This window comes from Pseudomonas sp. A34-9, assembly GCF_029543085.1.
In the GTDB taxonomy this organism is placed as follows: domain Bacteria; phylum Pseudomonadota; class Gammaproteobacteria; order Pseudomonadales; family Pseudomonadaceae; genus Aquipseudomonas.
This window is the reverse complement of sequence record NZ_CP119967.1, coordinates 5,835,001-5,858,809: the sequence shown is the minus strand read 5'-3', so window position 1 is coordinate 5,858,809 and position 23,809 is coordinate 5,835,001. Positions and strand designations below refer to the sequence as shown.

Here is a 23,809-nt window from a genome sequence, read left to right as displayed (position 1 = left end):
AAATGCTGAGTCCTTACATGTCGCCCATCGAACGGGTGTGGTTCTACAGCCTGCGGATCCTCTGCGGCTTGATTTTGTTGTTCCTGATTCTGCCGGTGCTGGTGATCATTCCGCTGTCGTTCAACTCGGGCAGTTTTCTGGTGTATCCGTTGCAGGGCTTTTCGCTGCACTGGTATCAGGATTTCTTCGCCTCGGCGGAATGGATGCGCGCACTGAAGAACAGCATCATCGTAGCCCCGGCGGCGACGGTGCTGGCCATGGTGTTCGGCACGCTGGCGGCGATTGGCCTGACCCGTGGTGACTTCCCTGGCAAATCGCTGGTGATGGCGCTGGTGATTTCGCCGATGGTGGTGCCGGTGGTGATCATTGGTGTGGCGAGTTATCTGTTTTTTGCGCCGCTGGGGTTGGGCAACAGCTTCTTCTCGTTGATCGTGGTGCATGCGGTGCTGGGTGTGCCGTTTGTGATCATCACGGTGTCGGCAACGTTGCAGGGCTTTAACCATAATCTGGTGCGGGCGGCGGCTAGTCTCGGTGCATCGCCGTTGACTGCGTTTCGTCGGGTGACGTTGCCGCTGATTGCGCCGGGGGTGATTTCCGGAGCGCTGTTTGCGTTTGCGACTTCGTTTGATGAGGTGGTGGTGACGTTGTTTCTTGCGGGGCCTGAGCAGGCGACGTTGCCAAGGCAGATGTTCAGCGGGATTCGGGAGAACTTGAGTCCGACGATTGCTGCGGCTGCGACGTTGCTGATCGCCTTTTCCGTCATCCTGCTGCTGACCCTGGAATGGTTACGAGGCCGCAGCGAAAAACTGCGTACCGCTCAGGTTTAAGGGCCAGATCAAAAGCTTACCCCCTCACCCCAGCCCTCTCCCCCAGGGGGGCGAGGGGGGAAAGGGAGCAGATCTTCATGGTTTTCAAAACCTGAGTTCGCCTCGGTATCGCAAGTCGGTGTACCTCGCCCATCCACCTCGGTCAGTCTTTTTACCTTTGTGGGAAAGAGAGCAGATCGTTGTGCTGTTCAAGGCCTGAGTTCGACTCGGTAATTCAGGTCGATGTACTTCGAGAGTACAACTCGGTCAGTCCCCTCTCCCACCGGGAGAGGGCTAGGGTGAGGGGCTGTTGATCTTGCCCTTGATGGGTCATTCACCACCTGAATAGCAGACAACCCCAAACCCTCAGCTAATCTTGTGCCCAGCTCCCACATCTATAAGAGGCTGCGCACATGAGTCTGTCCCAGTTCAAAATCGCTCACAAACTGATCACCGGCGCCGCCGCCATCGAGCAACTGGCCGCCGAACTCGCCCGCCTCGACATCGATAACCCACTGATCGTCACCGACGCCGCGCTGGTCAAATCCGGCACGGTAGAGCTGGCGCTGGTGCAACTGGGTGGCCGCGACTACGAGATTTTCGATCGCGTACTGCCCGACCCGGAAATTGCCATCGTCGAAGACTGCATGCGCGTTTACCGCGAAGGCGGGCATGACGGCTTGATCGGCCTCGGTGGCGGCAGTGCCATCGACATCGCCAAAAGTGTTGCCGCCTACGCCGGTTACCACGGTGCGCTGGAAGACCTGTTCGGCGTTGATCAGGTACCGCGCAAAGGCCCGCCGCTGATCGCCATCCCGACCACCGCCGGCACCGGTTCTGAAGTGACCAATGTCGCTATCCTCTCGGACAAACACGCGCAGCTGAAGAAAGGCATCGTCAGCGACTATTTATTGCCTGACGTCGCGCTGGTCAGCCCGCAGATGACCCTGACCTGTCCGCGCAGTGTCACGGCCGCCAGCGGCGTCGACGCGCTGGTGCACGCCATCGAATCCTATCTGTCGGTGCATGCCTCGCCGATCACTGACTCTCTGGCCATCGGTGCGATCAAGTTGATCGCCAACGCGTTGCCCAAGGCCTACGCCAACGGCGCCCACCTGCAAGCCCGCGAAGACATGGCCACCGCCAGCCTGATGGCCGGCATGGCGTTCGGCAATGCCGGGGTGGGGGCGGTGCATGCGCTGGCGTATCCGCTGGGCGGGCGTTTCAACATTGCTCATGGCGTCAGCAATGCCTTGCTGCTGCCGTATGTCATGACCTGGAACAAGATGGCCTGCGTCGAACGCATGCAGGATATCGCCGAAGCCATGGGGGTAAAGACTGCTCATCTGAGTGCAGCCGAAGCCGCGGACAAAGCCGTGCAGGCCATGACCGACTTGTGCGCGGCGGTGGAAATCCCTGCCGGGCTGCGTAGTTTCGGCGTACCGGAAGACGCAATCCCGGCGATGGCGGTGGAGGCGGCGGGCATCGAGCGCTTGATGCGCAACAACCCGCGCAAACTCAGCGCTGCCGACATCGAGAAGATCTATCGCGCGGCGTATTGAGCCAGCGCCGGTCACCGGTCATGGCACAACCCAATCATCGCGGTCACGGTGCGCGCTTGGAAACTTGAGGTATACAATGCGCGCCATCGTGATTTAGCTCAGAAAAGGTGCGTCATGCAGCCCTTCGTAATTGCTCCGTCGATTCTCTCCGCCGACTTCGCCCGCCTCGGCGAGGAAGTGGACAACGTTCTCGCCGCTGGCGCCGACTTCGTTCACTTCGATGTCATGGACAACCACTACGTGCCAAACCTGACCATCGGTCCGATGGTCTGCGCGGCGCTGCGCAAGTACGGCGTCACCGCGCCGATCGACGCACATCTGATGGTCAGCCCGGTGGATCGCATCGTCGGCGACTTCATCGAGGCTGGCGCCACCTACATCACCTTCCACCCGGAAGCCACTTTGCACGTTGATCGTTCGCTGCAACTGATCCGTGAAGGCGGCTGCAAATCCGGCCTGGTGTTCAACCCGGCGACCCCGCTGGACGTGCTCAAGTACGTGATCGACAAGGTCGACATGGTCTTGCTGATGAGCGTCAACCCGGGCTTCGGCGGGCAGAAATTCATTCCCGGCACCCTCGACAAGCTGCGCGAAGCGCGGGCGATCATCGATGCCTCGGGCCGTGACATTCGTCTGGAAATCGACGGCGGCGTCAACGTCAACAACATCCGCGAAATTGCGGCGGCTGGCGCTGACACCTTTGTCGCCGGCTCGGCAATCTTCAACGCGCCGAACTATCAGGAAGTCATCGACAAGATGCGTTCCGAACTGGCGCTGGCTCGCCCATGAGCGGGTTTGAGCAGCTGTTCCCGGGGAAACTGCCACGGCTGGTGATGTTCGATCTGGATGGCACGCTGATCGACTCGGTTCCGGATCTGGCAGCCGCGGTGGACACCATGCTGCTCTCCCTCGGCCGTCAACCGGCGGGCATCGATTCGGTGCGCGAATGGGTGGGCAATGGCGCGCCCGTTCTGGTGCGCCGCGCGTTGGCCGGTGGCATTGATCATTCGGCGGTAGATGACGTCGAGGCCGAGCACGCGCTGGAGGTGTTCATGGAAGCCTACGGCGCCAGCCATGAGCTGACCGTGGTCTATCCCGGCGTGCGCGACACCCTCAAGTGGCTGCACAAGCAAGGCGTGGCCATGGCGCTGATCACCAACAAGCCGGAGCGTTTCGTCGCGCCGCTGCTGGATCAGATGAAGATCGGCCGCTACTTCAAGTGGATCATCGGCGGCGATACCTTGCCGCAGAAGAAACCTGACCCGGCGGCGCTGTTCTTCGTGATGAAAATGGCCAATATCCCGGCCTCGCAATCGTTGTTCGTCGGTGACTCGCGCAGCGACGTGCTGGCGGCGAAAGCGGCGGGGGTCAAATGCGTAGCGCTGAGTTATGGCTACAACCACGGCAGGCCGATTGCCGAAGAATCACCGGCGCTGGTGATCGACGATCTGCGCAAGCTAATTCCCGGTTGCCTGGATCTGGCCGGTGGGATAACGTTGCCCGACGCTGTTCAACCCCCTGCTGGAAACGCCATCGTGGTGGTCACTCGCAAACTCTGGATGAAAGTCATCAAGGCCCTGGCCCGCTGGCGTTGGCGCGCCTGACTTGTTCCTGGCCGGCCCGCCGGCGCGTTTGCATACCTGACTGATTTGCCCCTCACACCACGAGGCACCTTATGATCCGCGAAGAATTCCTGCGCTTGGCCGCTGACGGCTACAACCGCATTCCGTTGGCCTGCGAAACCCTGGCCGACTTCGACACGCCGCTGTCGATCTACCTGAAACTGGCCGACCAACCCAACTCCTACCTGCTCGAATCGGTGCAGGGCGGCGAGAAATGGGGCCGTTACTCGATCATCGGCCTCCCGTGCCGCACAGTCATGCGGGTTCACGATCATCACGTGAGCATCACCGTTGATGGCGTCGAAACCGAAAGCCACGACGTCGAAGACCCGCTGGCCTTCGTCGAAACCTTCAAGGCGCGTTACAACGTGCCGACCATCGCCGGTCTGCCGCGCTTCAACGGCGGTCTGGTCGGTTATTTCGGTTACGACTGCGTGCGTTATGTCGAGAAGCGCTTGGGCAAGTGTCCGAACCCGGATCCGCTGGGCGTGCCGGACATTCTGCTGATGGTTTCCGACGCTGTTGTGGTGTTCGATAACCTCGCTGGCAAGATGCACGCAATCGTGCTGGCCGATCCTGCGCAGGCCGATGCCTTTGAACAAGGTCAGGCGCAGTTGCAGGCATTGCTGGAGAAACTGCGCCAGCCGATCACCCCGCGCCGCGGTCTGGATTTCAGCAAGCAGCAAGCGGCTGATCCGGTGTTTCGTTCCAGTTTCACTCAGGACGATTACGAAAAAGCCGTCGACACCATCAAGGAGTACATCCTTGCCGGTGACTGCATGCAGGTCGTGCCGTCGCAGCGCATGTCGATCGACTTCAAGGCTGCACCGATCGATCTGTATCGCGCTCTGCGTTGCTTCAACCCGACGCCGTACATGTACTTCTTCAACTTCGGCGACTTCCACGTCGTTGGCAGTTCGCCGGAAGTGCTGGTGCGCGTTGAAGACAACCTGATCACCGTGCGCCCGATTGCCGGTACGCGCCCGCGTGGCGCCACCGAAGAAGCGGACGTGGCGCTGGAAGAAGACCTGCTGTCGGACGACAAAGAGATCGCCGAGCACTTGATGCTGATCGATCTGGGTCGTAACGACACCGGTCGCGTCTCGGAAATCGGTTCGGTGAAACTCACCGAGAAAATGGTCATCGAGCGTTATTCCAATGTGATGCACATCGTTTCCAACGTCACCGGCCAGTTGAAAGAAGGGCTGACGGCGATGGACGCACTGCGGGCGATTCTGCCGGCCGGCACCTTGTCGGGCGCACCGAAGATTCGCGCGATGGAAATCATCGACGAGCTGGAACCGGTCAAGCGTGGTGTATATGGCGGTGCAGTCGGTTACTTCGCCTGGAACGGCAACATGGACACCGCGATTGCGATTCGCACGGCGGTGATCAAGAACGGCGAGCTGCACGTGCAGGCCGGTGGCGGCATCGTTGCTGACTCGGTGCCGGCGCTGGAATGGGAAGAAACCCTGAACAAACGCCGCGCGATGTTCCGCGCCGTGGCTTTGGCCGAGCAAACCCCGGACTGATCACTGATCTTCCCTGTGGGAGCGAGCTTGCTCGCGAAAGCGGTGGCTCAGTCAACATTCATGGCGATTGACACACCCTCTTCGCGAGCAAGCTCGCTCCCACATTCGATTTGTGTTCAGCCATAAAAAAGCGGCGCCTGTGAGGGCACCGCTTTTTTTCTGCCAGTGATTTAGAAGTCCAGCACGACTCCGACGTTAACCCCTTGCTGGGTAAAGTCATCATCCTTGCGCAACGAGTAGCCGCCACGCAGCGCCAGATCCGCCGTGAGCTTGTGGCTGACGCCCAGGCTCAAACGGTTCAAATGGCTCTGCGGCGTATAACCCTCAAGCTTGAAGTCGTTGGCCGGCAGGGTATTGAGTGCGATACGCACCTTCTGCACGTCATCTTCATATTCACGCTCGTGGGCGTACTCGCCGAACACCTGAGTTTGCGCGGTGATGTTGTACTTGCCCTGCAAACCGAGGCCGAGGCGCTTCGAGTCACGGGTCTGATCATCGAAGGTCAGCGCTGTGGCGCGATTGCTCTTCTCTGAGTAGCCGTCGACATCAACGCTGGCGTAGTCGGCACTGACGAATGGCGACAGGTGCCACTCGCTGCCCGGCTGGGCGATGTCGTAACCGACGCGGGTACTGAAGGCCCAGAGGCTACCGTCAGTGTCGCCTTTTTCCGCGCCTTCGCTCACGCCCAGATCAAACTTGCGCTTGAGGTTGTCATAGTCGAGTTTGCCGCCGGTCAACGCCGCGTCAGCCCACCAGCGGTTTTGCTGGAACTGGGCAAATGCCGTGGCCATGTAGCTATTGAGTTTGTAGTCCGAATCGTTATGACCGGCCTCCAGATTCTGCCGGTAGAAACCGCCCGCCACACCGACGCGCCACGCGTCATTCAAACGATAGCTGCCACCGACGTTGAGGTTGTAACCGCTGCCATCGGCACTGACGCCACTGCTTTGGCTGTCGACATCCAGATGTTGGCCGCCCGCCGAAACAATGGCGCGCCATTGACCCACCGCTTGCCAGTTTTCCCAGTCCGCCTGCCATTGGTTGCGCAGTTCATCCTGATGCGCGCGCAGCGTGGCGTGGGCCATTTCTGGTAGCAGCGTCAGTTCCCACGGTGCGGCGAGCAGGGAATAGGCATAGTCGGAGATCAGCTTTTGCCCGGCCTCGGTCGGGTGCACGCCGTCGTTGTAGATCAGCTTGGTCGGATCTGGCGTTGCACTGTTGATCCCGTAACGGGTGTTTTCGGTGCAGCCGCTGCCACTGAAGCAGGTCGCGGTGAGATTCTGATCGGTGGCGAGGCCAAAGCGTCCCGGGTCGGCAAACACTTCTGACAGCAGCACCGGAATGTTCAGCGGAATGATTTCGGCGTTGATGCCTTGCAGACGTGTGACCAACTGGCTGTTGAACTGCGTGGCGAGTTGGCTGCTGAAGGCTTGCAGCGGCGTACCGTTGATGGCCGGCGTCAGGCCGACGTCAGGCAACAGCCAGACCATCACGTATTTGGCGCCGGCGGTTTGCAGGGTTTGCACACTGTCGGCCAGTCGATCGGCGGCGGCGTTGGCTTGCGGCAGGCTGAGAATACGACCTTGCAGGAAGTCGTTACCGCCGCCCGAGATGTAATACAGCGCATTTGGGTCGGCGCGCAAGCCGTTCGAGGGCAGGTAACCGGCACGGGTACGTTCACCGGTAGCCGATTGCGTCGTAATCGAGTCGAGGATCTGGTCGGTGCGATAACCGCCGACCGCCCAGTTGTTGCCGTCCGGCAAACCTTCATTGGCGCGCACCGCCGAGCTGGACGATGCGGTCTGATCCGCTGTGAAGCCAAGGCGCCCGCCGAGCAATTGCGTGGAGTTCAGCGAGCGCAGCTCACCGCTGCCATCCAGATACACCGGCCCCGTCCGGTTGGTGTAGCGCTGGGTGGCGCCGGCCGGGCCGCCGGTATCGGTAAAGGTCCCGGCATCGTTCAGGCTGTCGCCGAAAACAATGAAACTCGAATAGGGATTGGGTGCGGCATTGGCCTGAGCACACGCCAGTGCGAGCAGACAGCCAGCCAGCGGTACAAACAACGTCTGTTTGATCATGAGCAAGTCCGTTTATTTATTGTTGTAGGTGAACGAAACGACAGTACCAAAAACTCCCGGCGTTTTGCCATCGGTCGCGAATCCTCCCCTGGATTTATCCCCCGAAGGCCCGGCCATATTGCACGCCCCGCCCAGCTAAGTTACTGTGCCGGAACGTATGAACGAGACCTTCCCCGTGTTGATCACCAGCAAACTTCTGGATCAAGTCATCAAGGCACACGCCCGCTGGCGTTGGCGCGCCTGAATCTTTTCTGCCGGCCCCGCCGGATCTGTATCGCTTTGCCTTCCTTGCCTGTTTGAAATGCCGCTGTGCCGACGCGCCTAACTGCGTCCGACATCGTGCAGCACCCTGCGGGCAAGTCATCTGAAGGCTGTCTCCAAGTCAGAATTCAAGAGGTTCGAAACGCCATGTTGCTGATGATCGACAACTACGACTCCTTTACTTACAACGTTGTGCAATACCTTGGCGAATTGGGTGCCGACGTCAAAGTCGTGCGTAACGACGAATTGACCGTCGCCGAGATCGAAGCACTCAAGCCTGAGCGCATCGTGGTGTCCCCAGGCCCGTGCACGCCGACCGAAGCCGGTATTTCCATCGAAGCGATCAAGCACTTTGCCGGCAAACTGCCAATTCTCGGTGTCTGCCTCGGCCACCAGTCCATTGGCCAGGCCTTTGGCGGTGATGTGGTGCGCGCGCGCCAAGTGATGCACGGTAAGACTAGCCCGGTATTCCACGAGGACAAGGGTGTTTTCCAGGGTCTCAACCATCCGCTGACCGTAACCCGTTATCACTCGCTGATCGTCAAGCACGAGACGTTGCCCGATTGCCTGGAGCTGACCGCGTGGACGCAACACGATGACGGCAGCGTCGACGAAATCATGGGCCTGCGTCACAAGACCCTGAACATTGAGGGCGTACAGTTCCACCCCGAGTCGATCCTGACCGAGCAGGGCCATGAACTGTTTGCCAACTTCCTCAAACAAACCGGCGGCACGCGCTAAGGACTTCCCATGAATATCAAGACAGCCCTGAGCCGTATCGTCGATCACCTCGACCTCAGCACCGATGAAATGCGCGACGTGATGCGCGAAATCATGACTGGCCAATGCTCCGACGCGCAGATCGGCGCGTTCATGATGGCCATGCGCATGAAGAGCGAGAGCATCGACGAGATCGTCGGCGCCGTGTCGGTCATGCGTGAGCTGGCCGATCAGGTTGAACTCAAGACCCTCGACGGCGTGGTCGATGTGGTCGGGACCGGCGGTGACGGTGCCAATATCTTCAACGTATCGACCGCTTCTTCGTTTGTTGTTGCCGCTGCCGGTTGCACCGTGGCCAAGCACGGCAACCGCGCAGTCTCGGGCAAAAGCGGCAGCGCCGACCTGCTGGAAGCTGCCGGCATCTATCTGAACCTGACACCGGTGCAGGTTGCGCGTTGCATCGACAACGTCGGCATCGGCTTCATGTTCGCCCAGACCCACCACAAAGCCATGAAGTACGCCGCCGGCCCGCGCCGCGATCTCGGCCTGCGTACGCTGTTCAACATGCTCGGCCCGCTTACGAATCCGGCCGGTGTCAAACATCAGGTGGTGGGCGTGTTCACCCAGGCATTGTGCCGGCCATTGGCCGAAGTCTTGCAGCGTCTGGGCAGCAAGCATGTGCTGGTCGTGCATTCGAAGGATGGCCTGGACGAGTTCAGCCTCGCCGCACCGACCTTCGTAGCCGAGTTGAAGAACAACGAAATCACCGAATATTGGGTCGAGCCGGAAGACCTCGGCATGAAGAGCCAGAGCCTGCACGGCCTGTCGGTCGAAGGCCCGGAAGCGTCGCTGGCATTGATCCGCGACGCACTCGGCAAGCGCAAGACCGAAAACGGTCAGAAAGCCGCTGAAATGATTGTCCTCAATGCCGGTGCAGCGCTATACGCCGCTGACCTGGCCAGCAGTTTGAAACAGGGCGTGGAGCTTGCGCACGACGCTCTGCACACCGGTCTTGCTCGGGAAAAACTCGAGGAGCTGGGTGCCTTTACCGCGGTATTCAGAGTGGAGAATGAGGGATGAGTGTACCGACGGTTCTGGAAAACATTCTGGCGCGCAAAGTTCAGGAAGTCGCCGAGCGTAGCGCTCGCGTCAGCCTGAGCGAGCTGGAAGGTCTGGCCAAGGCGGCCGATGCACCCCGTGGTTTTGCCCAGGCACTGCTGGCGCAAGCCAAGAAAAAACAGCCAGCGGTGATTGCCGAAATCAAAAAGGCCTCGCCGAGCAAAGGCGTGATCCGCGAGAACTTCGTTCCCGCCGACATCGCCAAAAGCTACGAGAAGGGCGGGGCGACGTGCCTGTCCGTACTGACCGACATCGACTACTTCCAGGGCGCCGATGCCTACCTGCAACAGGCCCGTGCCGCGTGCAAACTGCCGGTGATCCGCAAGGACTTCATGATTGATCCGTACCAGATCGTCGAAGCCCGTGCGCTGGGTGCCGACTGTGTGCTGTTGATCGTCTCCGCACTGGATGACGTGAAAATGGCTGAACTGGCCTCGGTCGCCAAAGGCGTCGGTCTCGATGTGTTGGTCGAAGTGCACGACGGTGATGAGCTGGAGCGTGCGCTGAAAACCCTCGACACGCCGCTGGTGGGTGTCAACAACCGTAATCTGCACACGTTTGATGTCAGCCTGGAAACCACCCTCGACCTGCTGCCGCGCATTCCGCGCGATCGACTGGTGATTACCGAGAGCGGCATCCTCAATCGCGCTGATGTCGAGCTGATGGAAATCAGCGACGTGTATTCGTTCCTGGTCGGTGAAGCGTTCATGCGTGCGGAAAGTCCGGGCACTGAACTGCAGCGCCTGTTCTTCCCGGAGCGTGGTGCTTCGATCAGTGGTTCGACCCTCGACTGATTCATTCAGACCGAGTCGACTCATTCGCGAGCAGGCTCGCTCTTACAGGAGAACGCATTTCAATTGTAGGAGTGAGCCTGCTCGCGATGAGGTCCTAGAAATCCCCAAAGATTCCAGATCTGCCGGAGCCCTCAATGTCGCTGCCAACCCGCCTGACCATCGAAGCCGGCCTGCAAGCCGAACAAGACTTGCTGGCCTCGGTCTGCGCCGGCGACGCCGAATTCGGCCTTCTATTCTGGCAACCCAGCGATCGCGCTCTGGTCATGCCGCGCCGCCTCAATCGTCTTCCCGGTTTCGACCACGCCTGCGAAGTCTCTGCCGCCGCTGGCTGGCCGGTGCTCTTGCGTGAAACGGGTGGCGAACCCGTCCCGCAATCGGCCGCGACAATCAATATCGCGCTCGTCTACGCGCCACCCCGCAGCGAAGGTGATTTGAACCGCATAGAAACCGGCTACCACCGTCTCTGCGATCCGATCTGTGAGTTACTGGACGAGTTGGGCGGCACATCATCGTTGGGCGAAATCGATGGCGCATTCTGCGACGGTCGCTTCAACGTCAACCTCGATGGCCGCAAAATGGTTGGCACCGCCCAGCGTTGGCGCCAAAGCCAGGGCGGACAGCGTCCGGTCGGTCTGGTGCACGGTGCGATGCTGATGGATAACGAGCGCGAGTCGATGGTTGCGGCGGTCAATCGCTTCAACGAAGCGTGCGGCCTGGAGCAACGCGTGCGGGCTGAAAGCCACATTGCCCTGCATGAAAAATTCAACGCGCCACAGGCCTTGGCACGTCTCGATGAGCTGTTTCGTCTGATGCTGGCGCAGATGTACCGCGCCTGAGTTTCGGCCTTAGCGGGTACCGAAGACCACCATGGTCTTGCCCTTCACATCGACTAGGTTGCGTTCCTCAAGATCCTTGAGCACGCGACCAACCATCTCCCGCGAACAACCGACAATCCGGCCGATTTCCTGACGGGTCACCTTGATCTGCATGCCGTCCGGGTGCGTCATCGCGTCCGGCTGCTTGCATAATTCCAATAGGCAGCGGGCTACACGACCGGTCACGTCGAAGAACGCCAGATCGCCGACCTTGCGCGTGGTGTTGCGCAGGCGTTGTGCGATTTGTCCGCTAAGCACGTAAAGAATGTCTGGATCCTGTTGCGACAACTCGCGGAATTTCACGTAGCTGATTTCTGCGGTTTCACATTCGACCTTGGCCCGCACCCAGGCACTGCGTTGCTGCTCCTGACCTGCCTGCTCGAACAGCCCCAACTCACCGAAGAAATCCCCGGCATTGAGGTAAGCGATGATCATCTCGCGGCCGTCGTCATCCTCGATCAGGATCGTCACCGAGCCCTTGATGATGAAGTACAGCGTGTCCGAGCGATCGCCCGCACAGATGATATTGCTTTTGGCCGCATGGCGACGGCGCTGACAATGCATCAACAGCTTGTCGAGGTTCTTGATTTTGGGTGTGGGGGTAATAGCAACCATGGTTGTATCCCGAAAAGACTGCACGGTGATGTTTGATTTTTTTATGAGGCGCTGAAGGCGGTCGCTACACAGCTGGCGTGGGCGCCAGCGAATTGGCGCCAGCTTAACAGACACTTCGTCGCAAATTCGAGAAATTACCTACAGCGCAGAAGCATCTGTCCTAGGAATGTCGCTCGCTGTCCGGGCAAAGCCCTGTGCTAAGCTGGCGACCCTTTTTTTACAGTGGAGTCTGGGCGATGAAGGCACGCATCCAATGGGCTGGCGAAGCCATGTTCCTCGGCGAATCCGGCAGCGGTCATGTCGTGGTGATGGACGGTCCGCCGGACGCCGGTGGCCGTAATCTGGGTGTTCGCCCGATGGAGATGCTCCTGCTGGGCGTGGGCGGTTGCAGCAACTTCGACGTGGTCAGCATTCTGAAGAAGTCCCGTCAGGCTGTTGAAAGCTGCGAAGCCTTCCTCGAAGCCGAGCGCGCGACCGAAGATCCGAAGGTGTTCACCAAGATCCACATGCATTTCGTGGTCAAGGGTCGTGGTCTGAAAGAAGCCCAGGTCAAACGCGCGATCGAGCTGTCCGCCGAGAAGTATTGCTCGGCCTCGATCATGCTCGGCGCCGCTGGCGTGGCAATCACTCACGATTACGAAATCGTCGAACTCGGTTGAACCGACATTCAACTATCATAAAAGCAGTGCAGACTCTGGCGATCCCCCGCTGACGTCTGCATAATGCGCCACTTTTTTCAGGGCAGTGATCGGTCAGCCGACAGGTCATCCGCCTGAACAGATAACCAAAATCGCCATCGCGAAGAGGTGTTAACCGTCCTACGCAGGTGCGTTGTTCGCACTTGACGGGCATGCTTGATCACGCGGCTGCGCCGCATACATAGAGAGTTTTTAACGGTGAAAAGCAAACTCAAGCTCCACGGGTTCAATAACCTGACAAAGACCTTGAGCTTCAACATCTATGACATCTGCTACGCGGAAACCCCGCAAGACCAGCAGGCTTACGTCGAGTACATCAATCAAGAGTACAACGCGAAACGCCTGACGCAGATTCTCACAGAAGTTGTCGAGATCATTGGTGCCAACATCCTGAACATTGCCAGTCAGGACTATGAACCTCAGGGCGCCAGCGTCACGATTCTGATTTCTGAAGAGCCGGTAACCCCGACTGAAAGCCAGATCGAAGAATCGCCGGGCCCGTTGCCCGAAATTATCCTGGCCCACCTCGACAAGAGTCATATCACGGTGCACACCTACCCGGAGATCCATCCGGACGACGGTATTGCAACCTTCCGTGTGGACATCGACGTGTCGACTTGTGGTGTCATCTCACCGCTGAAAGCGCTCAATTTCCTCATTCACCAGTTCGATTCGGACATCGTGACTGTGGATTATCGTGTGCGCGGCTTCACCCGTGACGTTGAAGGCAACAAGCACTTCATCGACCACGAGATCAATTCGATCCAGAACTACCTTTCCGAAGACACTCGCGACGCGTACCAGATGACCGACGTGAACGTGTACCAGGAAAACCTGTTCCACACCAAAATGCTGCTGAAAAACTTCGAACTGGATAACTACCTGTTCGGCGACGCCACCAGCAACCTGTCTTCCGAGCAGCGCGCTCAGGTGACCGACCGGGTGAAACACGAAATGCTCGAAATCTTCTACGCGCGCAACATGCCGACCTAAGATTCCCGGGCACAAAAAAGGCGACTGTCTCAGGACAATCGCCTTTTTTATTGCTCAAACAAAGAACCCTGTAGGAGTGAGCCTGCTCGCGATGAGGCCCTCAGCACCCAAACAGATCTCAGATCCGATAAGTGCTTTTGGTCATCACCTTGGCCAACAAGCTCATCCCGAACTTCACCGGCGCCGGAAAACGGAAACCGCCAGCCTCAAGCGCACTCTCCGCATGATGTTCTTCATCAATGCGCATCTGTTCCAGAATCGCCCGGGACTTTTCGTCCTCAGCCGGCAACTGTTCCAGGTGTTCGTTCAGATGCTTGCACACCTGATGCTCGGTCGCCGCGACAAACCCGAGGCTGACCTTGTCGCTGATCAATCCGGCCACCGCGCCAATTCCGAACGACATACCGTAAAACAGTGGATTCAAAACGCTGGTATGGCTGCCCAACTGATGAATGCGCTGTTCGCACCACACCAGGTGATCAATCTCTTCTTCGGCCGCGTGCTCCATGGCCGCGCGCACTTGCGGTAGCTTGGCGGTCAGCGCCTGCCCCTGATACAGCGCCTGGGCGCAGACTTCACCGGTGTGATTGATGCGCATCAGGCCGGCGACGTGGCGGGTGTCTTCATCGCTCATCTGCGTATCCGGCTGCAGGATGGCTGGCGACGGACGGTACGGCTGGCCGCTGAAGGGCAGCAGGGTACGCATCGCGGCATCGGCTTGCAGCAGAAGACGGTCAATCGGCGAGTAGTGACGTTGGGTAGTCATGCTGACCTCCGGGAAGAATCTCGGCGACCAGTTTAACCGAATCGGCCGGGGAAGGTTTGCGCTGGGTCATTTGCCACGCTTGATGGGCTTATATGTAGGAGCTGCCGAAGGCTGCGATCTTTTGATCTTGCTGTAAGTTCTCTAAAGATCAAAAGATCGCAGCCTTCGGCAGCTCCTACGCAGAGAGGTGCGATCGATCAGCCCGGTGGCCAGTTCATCTGGCGCTGACCGAGTACGTGCATATGAATGTGGTAGACCGTCTGGCCGCCCTTTTCATTGCAGTTCATCACCACGCGGAAACCCTCTTCGCAACCCAGTTCCAGCGCCAGACGCTGCGCAGTGAACAGAATATGCCCGGCCAGTGCCTTGTCGTCTTCGGTCAGGTCATTGAGGGTGCGCACCGGTTTCTTCGGGATCACCAGGAAATGCACCGGTGCCTGAGGGGCGATGTCGTGAAACGCCAGAACCTGGTCGTCTTCGTAAATGATCTTGGCCGGGATCTCCCGGTTGATGATCTTGGTGAACAGAGTATCCACTGCTGTTTTCTCCGTTGTTTGGGCTGAATCGAGTGTACCGCGTTGAATCCGGATTCTTTAGCGCGGGCAATAGGCTTTGTTGACCATGCCGACAATGGTGCGATTAAGCCAGCGCGAACCGAGTCGCGGCAAAAAGGCGAACCAGCGGTTGCGGCGCCCCGGGATGATGATCGCTCGGTTCTTGTCGAGGGCGCGGACGGTGTACAGCGCAACTTCCTCGGGGCTCATCAGCAATTTGCTGTCTTTGAGTTTGTCGCTGTTGAGTTGCGCCGTACGGAAAAATGCCGTGCGCGTCGGCCCGGGGCAAAGCACCGAAACCTTCACTGCACTCTGTTTGAGCTCTACTCGCAAGGCTTCGGAGAAGTGCAGAACATAGGCCTTGCTGGCGTAATAAGTGCTCATCCACGGGCCGGGATTGAACGCGGCCACCGAAGCAACGTTGAGAATCTGCCCGCCACCCTGCAGCGCCATGCTGTTGCCGATCGCGTGGCACAGGCGGGTGAGGGCGAGGATGTTCACTTCGATCAGGTCCTGCTCGGTCATCCAGTCCTGCGCGAGAAACGGGCCGCAGGTGCCAATGCCCGCGCAGTTCACCAGCAAGTCGATCTGCCGGTCGCCTTCTTCCAGCTCCAGCAAAAAGCCGGACAAGCGCAGCGGCTCGCCCAGATCGCAGGCGCGGAACAACACCTCGACGCCGAAGCGCTGGGTCAACTCGATCGCAATACTTTCCAGCTGATCACGCTGTCGAGCCACAAGAATCAAACTGCGGCCGCGCCGGGCCAGCGCTTCGGCCATGGCCAGGCCAATGCCGCTGGAAGCGCCAGTGATCAGAGCGTAACGGGTCATGCAATTCTCCATCGCAACAGCTCCGCGCCAGCGACGCGGGTGTCACGGCGGGGAGCGCTGTTCATTCTTTCGCAGAGTCTACAGGGGCCTGCGCCGCTTCGGCTGCTTCGTCGGCGGAATCCACGGGTGATTCGACTTCTACTTCGACTTCATCAGTGGTCACCGAGCCACTTTCGTAGCTGCTTTCCAGGTTGCTTTCGTATTCCTGCTGGATCGCCGAGATCCCGCCCAGCATTCCACCTGCGAAAATCAGCGCGAAGAACACGATCCACAGGGAGCACAGCACTTTTACTGCAGTGCTGTTTGCCGGCGGGGGAGGGCCATAGCGATTAGCGCCGGTGTTGCCCGGTACAACCATGATCACCAGCGGAAAGAAGCTACCCACGAAAGGCACCAGGTTCAGCAGCCAGAGCCAACCCGACCAACCGATGTCGTGCAGGCGTTGAACGCTGAACAGAATGCTGACAATCAGGAAAGCGATAAACAGGAAAAACGCGAAGATCCCGCCGATGATCAGGCCGGTAGTGGAATCACCGCTGACCAGCCCCAGAGCCAGCAGGGCGAACACGCCGACAATGGGCAATGTCACCAGACTCAGCACCATTGTCCAGGCCAGAAAACGCAGGCGTCCGATCCGCCCTTCGACGCTGAACGGCTTGAGCGTGGCGAACTCCGGCAGATTTTCACCGACGCTGGCGCGAGGTGGCGCGTAAGGAGAGTCAGGTTCTGCGACAACCTGAGCCTGCTCATGGACATCGGCCAGATTCAGCTCAATGGCTGTTTCCGTCTCGATTCGCGCAGCGATCCCGGTTTTGTTCAGTGCCTGCAGGTACGTTTGAGCATCACTGTGGGAGAGCTCGCGCTTGAGTGCGACGACGCTGCCGTTAAACAGGCGCTCAATGGCGGTCACATCGCTTTTGAACAGATCCGCCAGATTGAGTTTGGCAGTGGTGAGATCGACACCGGGCTGTAGAGCACCGTCGAAGACGATCTTGTAACGGGGTTCGCTCATGGCCGAGGCATCCTTGTCGCGAATGGATTGAAAGGTCAGCAGTGTAAGGCCAGCCCATTGGGGCTGGCCTGATTTTTCTTAGCGTGGCCAGCGTTTCGGCAACTGTGCCGCGCGTTCCTGCGCCTGGCGATACTCGGCGTCCAGTCGTGCGATCAAATCATCCACATTCGGCAGATCATCGATCTGCCCTACGCCTTGACCGGCGGACCACACGGTTTTCCAGGCTTTGGCTTCATCATTGATCGGCTTGAGCTTGTCACCGAAATTCACTTCGCCTTTGCCTTGCAAAGCCGCCATATCGAAGCCGGCCGCCTCCAGACTCTGGCGCATAAAACTCGCCGGCACCCCCGACACCGCTGGAGTATGGATGATGTCTGCAGCCTTGGCTGTCAGCAGCATCTCCTTGTAGGCGTCAGGCGCATGACTTTCTGTGGTACCGATAAATCGCGTACCGAAGTAGGCCAAATCCGCGCCGAGCAGTTGCGCGGCGAGAATTTCATGACCGTGGTTAAGACATCCTGCAAGCAGCAGGGTTTTATCGAAGAACTGACGGATCTCTGCGATCAGCGCGAATGGACTCCAGGTCCCGGCATGGCCCCCGGCGCCGGCCGCCACGGCGATCAAGCCGTCGACACCGGCCTCGGCCGCCTTCTCGGCATGCCGGCGAGTGGTGACATCATGGAAGACCAGACCGCCATAGCTGTGCACCGCATCGACCAGTTCCTTTACCGCGCCGAGGCTGGTGATGACGATCGGCACTTTATGTTCGACGCAAATGTTCAGGTCTGCCTGCAAGCGCGGATTGCTGTTGTGAACGATAAGATTCACTGCATAGGGGGCCGGGTTATCCAGTGCCGCCAGTCCCGCTTCGATCTGTTCCAGCCAGGCCTTGAACCCGCTGCTTTCACGCTGGTTCAGCGCCGGGAAGCTGCCGACGACGCCATTACGGCAGCAGGCGAGTACCAGATCCGGGTTGGAAATCAGAAACATCGGCGCGGCTACCACAGGCAGACGCAGACGTTGTTCGAGCAAAGCGGGCAGCGACATTATGAATACCCCAAAGATCTGTTCTTGTTGAAGTTAGAACGGCTTGACCACGACCAGAATTACGATAGCCAGCAATATCAGAACCGGGACTTCATTGAACCAGCGATAAAAGACATGGCTGCGGGTGTTTTCGCCACGGGCAAAACGTTTTACCTGCGCGCCGCACATGTGGTGGTAGCCGATCAGCAACACGACCAGGGTCAGTTTGGCGTGAATCCAGCCACCCATGCTGAAAATGCTCGGGTTCAGGTAAATCAGCCAGCCGCCGAAGATCAGCGTCGCAATCATCGCCGGGCCCATGATGCCGCGATACAGCTTGCGCTCCATGAGGCTGAAGCGCTCTTTGCTGATCGTGTCTTCGCTTTGCGCGTGATAAACGAACAGTCGCGGCAAATAGAACAGCCCGGCAAACCAGCAAACAACACTGACAATGTGAAACGCTTTGATCCACAGATAGAGCATTTTTAGTTATTCCCTAATTCACGGTAAGCCGGATAGTAGAGGCTTGAGCGTCCGCACGTCACCTTGACGGTTGTCGCAGGCGCGCGCGGCCCCTATTATCGACGGCTTTCCAGTGGGTTCGTTGAGGGCAGGTTTATGGTCAAGGTCGGTATCGTCGGCGGCACGGGTTACACCGGTGTCGAACTGCTGCGTCTGTTGGCGCAGCATCCGCAGGCAGAAGTGGTTGTGATCACTTCCCGATCCGAGGCCGGTCTGGCCGTGGCTGACATGTACCCGAACCTGCGCGGCCACTACGACGGCCTGGCCTTCAGCGTGCCGGACATCAAGACCCTCGGCGCTTGCGACGTGGTGTTCTTCGCCACGCCGCACGGTGTAGCTCACGCATTGGCAGGCGAATTGCTGGCAGCGGGCACCAAGGTGATCGATCTGTCGGCGGACTTCCGTCTGCAAGACGCTGAAGAGTGGGCCAAATGGTACGGCCAGCCGCACGGTGCCCCAGAGTTGCTGGATGAAGCGGTTTACGGTCTGCCGGAAGTCAATCGCGAGCAGATCAAGAAGGCCCGCCTGATCGCGGTGCCGGGTTGCTATCCGACCGCTACCCAGTTGGGTTTCCTGCCATTGCTGGAAGCCGGTCTGGCGGATACTTCGCGTTTGATCGCTGACTGCAAATCCGGTGTCAGCGGCGCTGGTCGTGGTGCGGCCGTAGGCTCCTTGTATTCCGAGACGTCTGAAAGCATGAAGGCCTACGCGGTCAAAGGTCACCGTCACCTGCCGGAAATACGCCAGGGTCTGCGTCGCGCTGCGGGCAAGGATGTAGGGCTGACTTTCGTCCCGCACCTGACCCCGATGATTCGTGGCATTCACTCCACGCTTTACGCGACCGTGGTTGATCGTTCGGTGGATCTGCAGGCGTTGTTCGAAAAACGTTACGCCAACGAACCGTTCGTCGATGTGATGCCGGCCGGCAGCCATCCGGAAACGCGCAGTGTTCGCGGCGCCAACGTTTGCCGTATCGCCGTTCACCGTCCGCAGGATGGCGATCTGGTGGTGGTGTTGTCGGTGATCGACAATCTGGTCAAAGGTGCGTCGGGTCAGGCGGTGCAGAACATGAACATCCTGTTCGGGCTGGATGAGCGCTTCGGTTTGTCCCACGCCGGCATGCTGCCGTAACACTTTCGGCAACACAGCGAAAAGGCCCGTCAAACGGGCCTTTTTGCATTCCAGACAGCTCGTCGGCTTTATTGATATACCGTAACAATAGTTGACCGATTTTCTAGGACAAGCGGATAATGCGCGTCATCACGCATTATGGCGGCGTAACGCCGGGAGATAGTCAGCATGAGCGTCGAATCCTTCACCCCCACGGCTTTGCAATTCACTCAAGGTGCTGCGCACAAGGTGAAGAGCCTGGTCGATGAAGAGGGGAATGATCGCTTGAAGCTGCGCGTATTCGTTACGGGCGGTGGTTGTTCAGGGTTTCAGTACGGTTTCACCTTCGATGAAGACGTGGCCGATGACGACACGATCGTCGAGCGCGAAGGCGTGAGTCTGGTGGTTGATCCGATGAGCTTCCAGTACCTGGCCGGTGCTGAAGTGGATTACCAGGAAGGTCTGGAAGGTTCGCGTTTCGTGATCAAAAACCCGAATGCCACCACGACGTGTGGTTGCGGGTCTTCGTTCTCGATCTGATCGCTTTTCGTTACAGACAACAAAACGCCGCAGAGCCTTACGGTTCTGCGGCGTTTTGCTGTGTGCGAGTTGATCAGGCTGGATAGATGGCGCCGAGTACCCGTAGACCGCGTGCGCCTGTGACGCTTGGGCGGTTGGCGGCGATTCCTTCGAGGCAGCAATGGGCCAGCCATGCGAAAGCCATGGCTTCTACCCAGTCCGGATCAACGCCGTGGGTCTCGGTGCTGGCTACCTTCGTGTCGGGTAGCAGATCGGCCAAGCGTTTCATCAGTGTGCTGTTGTGTGCGCCGCCCCCGCAGACCAACAACTCTTGGGTATCGGATTGAGCACTGTGCAGCGACTCGACGATGGTCAGCGCAGTCAGCTCAAGCAATGTGGCCTGCACGTTTTCCGCAGCGAAGGCTGGGAGCCGTGACAGATGTCGCTCCAGCCATGGCAGGTTGAACACTTCGCGGCCAGTACTTTTTGGGCCCTTGGTAACGAAGAACGGATCACTGAGCAGTGCTTCCAGCAACGTCGGCTCTACCGAACCGGTTTTTGCCCAGTCGCCATTACGATCGTAGTTTTCACCACGTTGCTGCTGAATCCAGGCGTCCATCAGCATATTCCCTGGGCCGCAGTCGAAACCGGCTACAGGCTTGGTCGGCTCTATCAGACTCAAATTGCTGAAACCGCCGACATTCAAGACGGCCTGGTTGCCGGTACGCTCTACGAACAAAGCTTCATGGAATGCAGGAACTAACGGCGCACCTTGGCCGCCGGCTGCGACATCGCGGCTGCGGAAGTCGCTGACGACAGTGATATCGGTCAGTTCGGTCAGCAGCGCCGGGTTGCCGATCTGCACGGTGAAACCGCGCGCCGGTTCGTGGCGAATGGTCTGGCCGTGGCTGCCAATCGCTCGAATGTCTTGGGGTTTGAGTTGTTGCTGAGCGAGGAGGGTGTGAATGCCCTGCGCAGCGAGCTTCACCCAGTTCTGCTGGGCAATCGCCGAGCGGGCGATTTCGTCAGGGCCGCTGGCGCACAAGCCGAGCAGCTCGGCGCGCAGGGATTCAGGCATGGGAATGTAGTGCGTGGCGATCAAATTGATCGCCGAGGTCTGTTCGATCAGGGCAATGTCCAGACCGTCGAGGCTGGTTCCGGACATCACGCCGATATACAGGGCCATGACTTAACGCTTGCTCGAAGCCAGCATGGTGGCTTTCTCTTGATCCATGCGTGCCATCAGCGGTTGGCTCTGCGCGAGGAAGCGAGCGCGTTCGGCCTTGGCTATCGGGTCAGCCATCGGCAACTTCTGCCCCAGTGGGTCGACGTGAACGCCGTTGACCTGGAATTCATAATGCAAGTGCGGGCCGGTGGACAGACCGGTGGTGCCGATGTAGCCGATGACTTGGCCCTGTTTCACGGTACCGCCAGTCTTCACGCCTTTGGCGAAGCCTTGCATGTGGCCGTAGAGCGTGCGGTAGGTGTTGCCGTGCTGGATGATGACGGTATTGCCATAGCCACCACGACGTCCGGCCAGCAGCACTTTACCGTCACCGGCAGCCTTGATTGGCGTACCGCGTGGCGCTGCGTAATCGACGCCTTTGTGGGCGCGGATCTTGTTGAGGATCGGGTGCTTGCGGCCCATTGAGAACTTCGAGCTGATGCGAGCGAAATCCACCGGCGTACGGATGAACGCCTTGCGCATGCTATTGCCGTCAGCCGTGTAGTAGCTGCTGTTGCCTTGCTTGTTGGTGTAACGCACGGCGGTGTAGGTTTTGCCGCGGTTGGTAAAGCGGGCAGACAGGATCGGGCCATTGCCAACCGATTTGCCATTAACCACTTTCTGCTCGTAGATCACATCAAATTCGTCGCCCTGACGGATGTCCTGAGCAAAGTCGACGTCGTAGCCAAAGACGCTGGCCATATCCATGGTCAGGCTGTGGGAGAGGCCGGCACGGGCAGCAGATTGTGAAAGCGAGTTGTTGATGACGCCATGGACGTAAGCGGTGCGAACGGTCGGCTTTGCGGTGACCCTATTGAACGCATAACCCTTGTCATTCTTGGTCAGGGTAATGGTTTCGACGTCGCTGACCTTGCTGTGCAAGCTGGTCAGCTGGCCTTCAGGGTTCAATTCGAATTCGAGTTTCTGGCCGTGTTTAAGCTGGCTGAATTGTTTGGCTTGCTTGTCGCTGGCCAGAACTTCATGAACGGAGGCGGCGGGCAGGCCGACCTTTTCGAACAGGGTCGACAGCGTATCGCCCTTGGCTACGATGACTTCACGATGGCCAGGTGACTTTGGCTTTTCGGCGGCTGGCGCAGGTGCCGCTTCGGCGGTTTGCGGGTTTTTTTCGTTACTGTTTTCGATTTGAGCAAACGGCGAAGTTACTGGCTCATTTGTGGCTTGAGTTGCGTCAGCTGCGTCTTGATCTTGTGTCAGTTGTTCGGCAGGGCTTTCCAGTTCAAGGCTCAGGGTCGTCTTTTTGGCTTCTACGTCACTGGAAGGGAATACCAGGAGAGCCAGGCTGAGAAGGGCGGCGATTCCACTTGCGGCGAGCAGGTGGGTCTTCGGGTAAAGCGGGGGCGCTTTAGACGGTTCTGTGGTCATAGGTAATTTTGACTTTGAAAAGTGATGAATTGGAAAAGATGAATGACATGATGAAGATGAAATAACTGTATAAAATATAACCAAATCATCTCTGAAGCAAGTCTACAGACAGTACGTCTGTGGATTGGTGTCCGTGCGCCGGGCAAAACTTGTAATTGGTGCGCGATCTTGTATGGTTGGTTCCCTTTGAATCTGAGCCTTGCGGGTCTGTTATGAAGTCGGTTGAAGAGCAGCTAGCGCTGATTAAACGTGGTGCGGAAGAACTATTGGTCGAGTCCGAGCTGATCGAGAAGCTCAAGCGCGGCCAGCCGCTGCGTATCAAGGCTGGTTTTGATCCGACCGCTCCGGATCTGCACCTGGGTCATACCGTGCTTATTAATAAGCTGCGTCAGTTCCAGGAGCTGGGGCATCAAGTGATCTTCCTTATCGGGGACTTCACCGGGATGATCGGTGATCCAAGCGGCAAGAGCGCCACTCGTCCTCCGCTGACTCGCGAGCAGGTTCTGGAAAACGCCGAAACCTACAAGACTCAGGTGTTCAAGATTCTTGATCCGGCGAAAACCGAAGTTGCATTCAACTCCACCTGGATGGATCAGATGGGGCCGGCGGACTTCATTCGTCTGACTTCGCAGTACACCGTCGCGCGCATGCTTGAGCGTGATGACTTCGACAAGCGCTACACGACCAACCAGCCAATCGCTATTCACGAGTTTCTCTATCCGCTGGTTCAGGGTTACGACTCGGTGGCTCTGCGCGCGGATGTGGAGTTGGGTGGCACTGATCAGAAGTTCAACTTGCTGATGGGGCGTGAACTGCAGCGCGGTTATGGTCAAGAAGCGCAGTGCATTCTGACCATGCCGCTGCTTGAAGGTCTGGATGGCGTGAAGAAGATGTCCAAGTCGTTGGGCAACTATGTCGGCATTCAAGAAGCGCCGGGTGTCATGTACAGCAAGCTGGTTTCGATTCCGGATGCATTGATGTGGCGTTACTTCGAGCTGCTGAGCTTCCGCTCGATGGATGAGATCAATGCGTTGCGTTCCGATGTAGAGGCTGGCGCCAATCCGCGCGACGTCAAAATCAAGCTGGCTGAAGAGATCGTTGCGCGCTTCCACGGTGAAGAGGCGGCGGCCAATGCTCATCGTGCAGCGGGTAACCGTATGAAAGATGGCGAGTTGCCGGATGATCTGCC

At 58.6% G+C, this 23,809-nt stretch carries 24 protein-coding genes (1 of these 24 cut by a window edge); 14 read left to right on the top strand and 10 right to left on the bottom strand.

The genetic code is table 11. From position 1 onward, the window contains the following. The first annotated feature begins 2 nt into the window (after window positions 1–2). The 5 genes from P3G59_RS26305 to trpE all read left to right on the top strand — a co-directional run bounded on the left by P3G59_RS26305 (window position 3) and on the right by trpE (window position 5,522). Window positions 3–827 carry an ABC transporter permease gene (locus tag P3G59_RS26305; protein ID WP_194935297.1) on the top strand — a complete coding sequence of 275 codons (825 nt, stop codon included), beginning with the start codon at window positions 3–5 and terminating at the stop codon, window positions 825–827. 392 nt (window positions 828–1,219) lie between these two features. After that, entirely contained in the window at window positions 1,220–2,368 is a 1,149-nt protein-coding gene (locus P3G59_RS26300) for an iron-containing alcohol dehydrogenase (protein ID WP_277759526.1), read from the top strand. 114 nt (window positions 2,369–2,482) lie between these two features. Beyond that, the gene (gene rpe, locus P3G59_RS26295; protein ID WP_007918813.1) at window positions 2,483–3,157 is read left to right on the top strand and encodes a ribulose-phosphate 3-epimerase; all 675 of its coding nucleotides are present in this window, start codon (window positions 2,483–2,485) and stop codon (window positions 3,155–3,157) included. Next, a complete protein-coding gene (locus P3G59_RS26290; RefSeq protein ID WP_277759525.1) occupies window positions 3,154–3,972 on the top strand; it encodes a phosphoglycolate phosphatase in 819 nt (272 codons plus the stop codon). Before rpe ends, P3G59_RS26290 begins: the two co-directional genes overlap by 4 nt. Before the next feature lie 71 nt (window positions 3,973–4,043). Beyond that, window positions 4,044–5,522, top strand: a complete 1,479-nt coding sequence (trpE, locus tag P3G59_RS26285) for an anthranilate synthase component I (RefSeq protein WP_277759524.1) — start codon at window positions 4,044–4,046, stop codon at window positions 5,520–5,522. Between the two features lie 170 nt (window positions 5,523–5,692). Here the strand turns inward: trpE and estP are convergent, their stop codons facing one another. Then, window positions 5,693–7,600, bottom strand: a complete 1,908-nt coding sequence (estP, locus tag P3G59_RS26280) for an esterase EstP (RefSeq protein WP_277759523.1) — start codon at window positions 7,598–7,600, stop codon at window positions 5,693–5,695. Between the two features lie 408 nt (window positions 7,601–8,008). Between estP and P3G59_RS26275 the strand changes: the two genes are divergently transcribed. The 4 genes from P3G59_RS26275 (at window position 8,009) to P3G59_RS26260 (ending at window position 11,330) form a co-directional block, all read left to right on the top strand. Further along, window positions 8,009–8,602: an aminodeoxychorismate/anthranilate synthase component II gene (locus P3G59_RS26275; protein ID WP_277759522.1), complete on the top strand. Its 594-nt coding sequence runs from the start codon at window positions 8,009–8,011 to the stop codon at window positions 8,600–8,602. Window positions 8,603–8,611: 9 nt separating this feature from the next. Further along, window positions 8,612–9,661 (top strand): anthranilate phosphoribosyltransferase, encoded by a 1,050-nt coding sequence (gene trpD, locus P3G59_RS26270; RefSeq protein ID WP_277759521.1) that lies wholly within the window; start codon window positions 8,612–8,614, stop codon window positions 9,659–9,661. Further along, complete coding sequence (gene trpC, locus P3G59_RS26265) at window positions 9,658–10,494, top strand: indole-3-glycerol phosphate synthase TrpC (RefSeq protein WP_277759520.1); 837 nt, start codon at window positions 9,658–9,660, stop codon at window positions 10,492–10,494. Before trpD ends, trpC begins: the two co-directional genes overlap by 4 nt. A 134-nt stretch (window positions 10,495–10,628) precedes the next feature. After that, window positions 10,629–11,330 carry a lipoate--protein ligase family protein gene (locus tag P3G59_RS26260; RefSeq protein WP_277759519.1) on the top strand — a complete coding sequence of 234 codons (702 nt, stop codon included), beginning with the start codon at window positions 10,629–10,631 and terminating at the stop codon, window positions 11,328–11,330. A gap of 9 nt (window positions 11,331–11,339) precedes the next feature. On the opposite strand, the gene crp is transcribed toward P3G59_RS26260, so the two are convergent. Beyond that, complete coding sequence (gene crp, locus P3G59_RS26255) at window positions 11,340–11,984, bottom strand: cAMP-activated global transcriptional regulator CRP (RefSeq protein ID WP_277759517.1); 645 nt, start codon at window positions 11,982–11,984, stop codon at window positions 11,340–11,342. Between the two features lie 236 nt (window positions 11,985–12,220). On the opposite strand from crp, the gene P3G59_RS26250 reads away from it, so the two are divergent. Both P3G59_RS26250 and speD read left to right on the top strand, forming a co-directional pair. Continuing rightward, the gene (locus P3G59_RS26250; RefSeq protein WP_003228794.1) at window positions 12,221–12,643 is read left to right on the top strand and encodes an OsmC family protein; all 423 of its coding nucleotides are present in this window, start codon (window positions 12,221–12,223) and stop codon (window positions 12,641–12,643) included. A 237-nt stretch (window positions 12,644–12,880) separates the two neighbouring features. Further along, on the top strand, window positions 12,881–13,675 hold the full coding sequence (speD, locus tag P3G59_RS26245; protein ID WP_034155105.1) for an adenosylmethionine decarboxylase: 795 nt from the start codon (window positions 12,881–12,883) through the stop codon (window positions 13,673–13,675). A 118-nt stretch (window positions 13,676–13,793) separates the two neighbouring features. Here speD and coq7 read toward each other — a convergent pair whose 3' ends face one another. The 6 genes from coq7 to hemJ form a co-directional block, all read right to left on the bottom strand. Next, window positions 13,794–14,441: a 2-polyprenyl-3-methyl-6-methoxy-1,4-benzoquinone monooxygenase gene (gene coq7 / locus P3G59_RS26240; protein ID WP_277759516.1), complete on the bottom strand. Its 648-nt coding sequence runs from the start codon at window positions 14,439–14,441 to the stop codon at window positions 13,794–13,796. Between the two features lie 197 nt (window positions 14,442–14,638). Then, the gene (locus tag P3G59_RS26235; RefSeq protein WP_003228789.1) at window positions 14,639–14,977 is read right to left on the bottom strand and encodes a histidine triad nucleotide-binding protein; all 339 of its coding nucleotides are present in this window, start codon (window positions 14,975–14,977) and stop codon (window positions 14,639–14,641) included. Window positions 14,978–15,034: 57 nt separating this feature from the next. After that, entirely contained in the window at window positions 15,035–15,823 is a 789-nt protein-coding gene (locus P3G59_RS26230) for an SDR family oxidoreductase (protein WP_034155108.1), read from the bottom strand. Window positions 15,824–15,884: 61 nt separating this feature from the next. Beyond that, complete coding sequence (locus P3G59_RS26225; RefSeq protein ID WP_277759515.1) at window positions 15,885–16,835, bottom strand: DUF805 domain-containing protein; 951 nt, start codon at window positions 16,833–16,835, stop codon at window positions 15,885–15,887. A 78-nt stretch (window positions 16,836–16,913) separates the two neighbouring features. Then, window positions 16,914–17,882 (bottom strand): nitronate monooxygenase family protein, encoded by a 969-nt coding sequence (locus P3G59_RS26220; RefSeq protein WP_277759514.1) that lies wholly within the window; start codon window positions 17,880–17,882, stop codon window positions 16,914–16,916. A gap of 33 nt (window positions 17,883–17,915) precedes the next feature. Next, on the bottom strand, window positions 17,916–18,344 hold the full coding sequence (gene hemJ, locus P3G59_RS26215; RefSeq protein WP_277759513.1) for a protoporphyrinogen oxidase HemJ: 429 nt from the start codon (window positions 18,342–18,344) through the stop codon (window positions 17,916–17,918). Between the two features lie 135 nt (window positions 18,345–18,479). Here hemJ and argC point away from each other — a divergent pair, with 135 nt between their 5' ends. Further along, window positions 18,480–19,514 carry an N-acetyl-gamma-glutamyl-phosphate reductase gene (gene argC / locus P3G59_RS26210; protein WP_034155112.1) on the top strand — a complete coding sequence of 345 codons (1,035 nt, stop codon included), beginning with the start codon at window positions 18,480–18,482 and terminating at the stop codon, window positions 19,512–19,514. Window positions 19,515–19,682: 168 nt separating this feature from the next. After that, complete coding sequence (gene erpA, locus P3G59_RS26205) at window positions 19,683–20,033, top strand: iron-sulfur cluster insertion protein ErpA (protein WP_007918905.1); 351 nt, start codon at window positions 19,683–19,685, stop codon at window positions 20,031–20,033. Window positions 20,034–20,106: 73 nt separating this feature from the next. Here the strand turns inward: erpA and P3G59_RS26200 are convergent, their stop codons facing one another. Further along, a complete protein-coding gene (locus P3G59_RS26200; protein ID WP_277759512.1) occupies window positions 20,107–21,198 on the bottom strand; it encodes an anhydro-N-acetylmuramic acid kinase in 1,092 nt (363 codons plus the stop codon). A 3-nt stretch (window positions 21,199–21,201) separates the two neighbouring features. Further along, window positions 21,202–22,620: a peptidoglycan DD-metalloendopeptidase family protein gene (locus P3G59_RS26195; protein ID WP_277759511.1), complete on the bottom strand. Its 1,419-nt coding sequence runs from the start codon at window positions 22,618–22,620 to the stop codon at window positions 21,202–21,204. Between the two features lie 212 nt (window positions 22,621–22,832). On the opposite strand from P3G59_RS26195, the gene tyrS reads away from it, so the two are divergent. Next, window positions 22,833–23,809: the 5' portion of a tyrosine--tRNA ligase gene (gene tyrS / locus P3G59_RS26190; RefSeq protein WP_277759510.1), read on the top strand. Its footprint extends 223 nt past the window's final position; 977 of the gene's 1,200 nt are visible here — the first part of the coding sequence; its start codon is at window positions 22,833–22,835; the stop codon falls past the right edge of the window.

Excerpts from the sequence above, each read along its gene's own strand:
- P3G59_RS26305 (WP_194935297.1), top strand. The coding sequence starts at position 3 with ATGCTGAGTCCTTACATGTCGCCCATCGAACGGGTGTGGTTCTACAGC.
- P3G59_RS26300 (WP_277759526.1), top strand. The coding sequence starts at position 1,220 with ATGAGTCTGTCCCAGTTCAAAATCGCTCACAAACTGATCACCGGCGCC.
- rpe (WP_007918813.1), top strand. The coding sequence starts at position 2,483 with ATGCAGCCCTTCGTAATTGCTCCGTCGATTCTCTCCGCCGACTTCGCC.
- P3G59_RS26290 (WP_277759525.1), top strand. The coding sequence starts at position 3,154 with ATGAGCGGGTTTGAGCAGCTGTTCCCGGGGAAACTGCCACGGCTGGTG.
- trpE (WP_277759524.1), top strand. The coding sequence starts at position 4,044 with ATGATCCGCGAAGAATTCCTGCGCTTGGCCGCTGACGGCTACAACCGC.
- estP (WP_277759523.1), bottom strand. The coding sequence starts at position 7,600 with ATGATCAAACAGACGTTGTTTGTACCGCTGGCTGGCTGTCTGCTCGCA.
- P3G59_RS26275 (WP_277759522.1), top strand. The coding sequence starts at position 8,009 with ATGTTGCTGATGATCGACAACTACGACTCCTTTACTTACAACGTTGTG.
- trpD (WP_277759521.1), top strand. The coding sequence starts at position 8,612 with ATGAATATCAAGACAGCCCTGAGCCGTATCGTCGATCACCTCGACCTC.
- trpC (WP_277759520.1), top strand. The coding sequence starts at position 9,658 with ATGAGTGTACCGACGGTTCTGGAAAACATTCTGGCGCGCAAAGTTCAG.
- P3G59_RS26260 (WP_277759519.1), top strand. The coding sequence starts at position 10,629 with ATGTCGCTGCCAACCCGCCTGACCATCGAAGCCGGCCTGCAAGCCGAA.
- crp (WP_277759517.1), bottom strand. The coding sequence starts at position 11,984 with ATGGTTGCTATTACCCCCACACCCAAAATCAAGAACCTCGACAAGCTG.
- P3G59_RS26250 (WP_003228794.1), top strand. The coding sequence starts at position 12,221 with ATGAAGGCACGCATCCAATGGGCTGGCGAAGCCATGTTCCTCGGCGAA.
- coq7 (WP_277759516.1), bottom strand. The coding sequence starts at position 14,441 with ATGACTACCCAACGTCACTACTCGCCGATTGACCGTCTTCTGCTGCAA.
- P3G59_RS26230 (WP_034155108.1), bottom strand. The coding sequence starts at position 15,823 with ATGACCCGTTACGCTCTGATCACTGGCGCTTCCAGCGGCATTGGCCTG.
- P3G59_RS26225 (WP_277759515.1), bottom strand. The coding sequence starts at position 16,835 with ATGAGCGAACCCCGTTACAAGATCGTCTTCGACGGTGCTCTACAGCCC.
- P3G59_RS26220 (WP_277759514.1), bottom strand. The coding sequence starts at position 17,882 with ATGTCGCTGCCCGCTTTGCTCGAACAACGTCTGCGTCTGCCTGTGGTA.
- hemJ (WP_277759513.1), bottom strand. The coding sequence starts at position 18,344 with ATGCTCTATCTGTGGATCAAAGCGTTTCACATTGTCAGTGTTGTTTGC.
- argC (WP_034155112.1), top strand. The coding sequence starts at position 18,480 with ATGGTCAAGGTCGGTATCGTCGGCGGCACGGGTTACACCGGTGTCGAA.
- erpA (WP_007918905.1), top strand. The coding sequence starts at position 19,683 with ATGAGCGTCGAATCCTTCACCCCCACGGCTTTGCAATTCACTCAAGGT.
- P3G59_RS26200 (WP_277759512.1), bottom strand. The coding sequence starts at position 21,198 with ATGGCCCTGTATATCGGCGTGATGTCCGGAACCAGCCTCGACGGTCTG.
- P3G59_RS26195 (WP_277759511.1), bottom strand. The coding sequence starts at position 22,620 with ATGACCACAGAACCGTCTAAAGCGCCCCCGCTTTACCCGAAGACCCAC.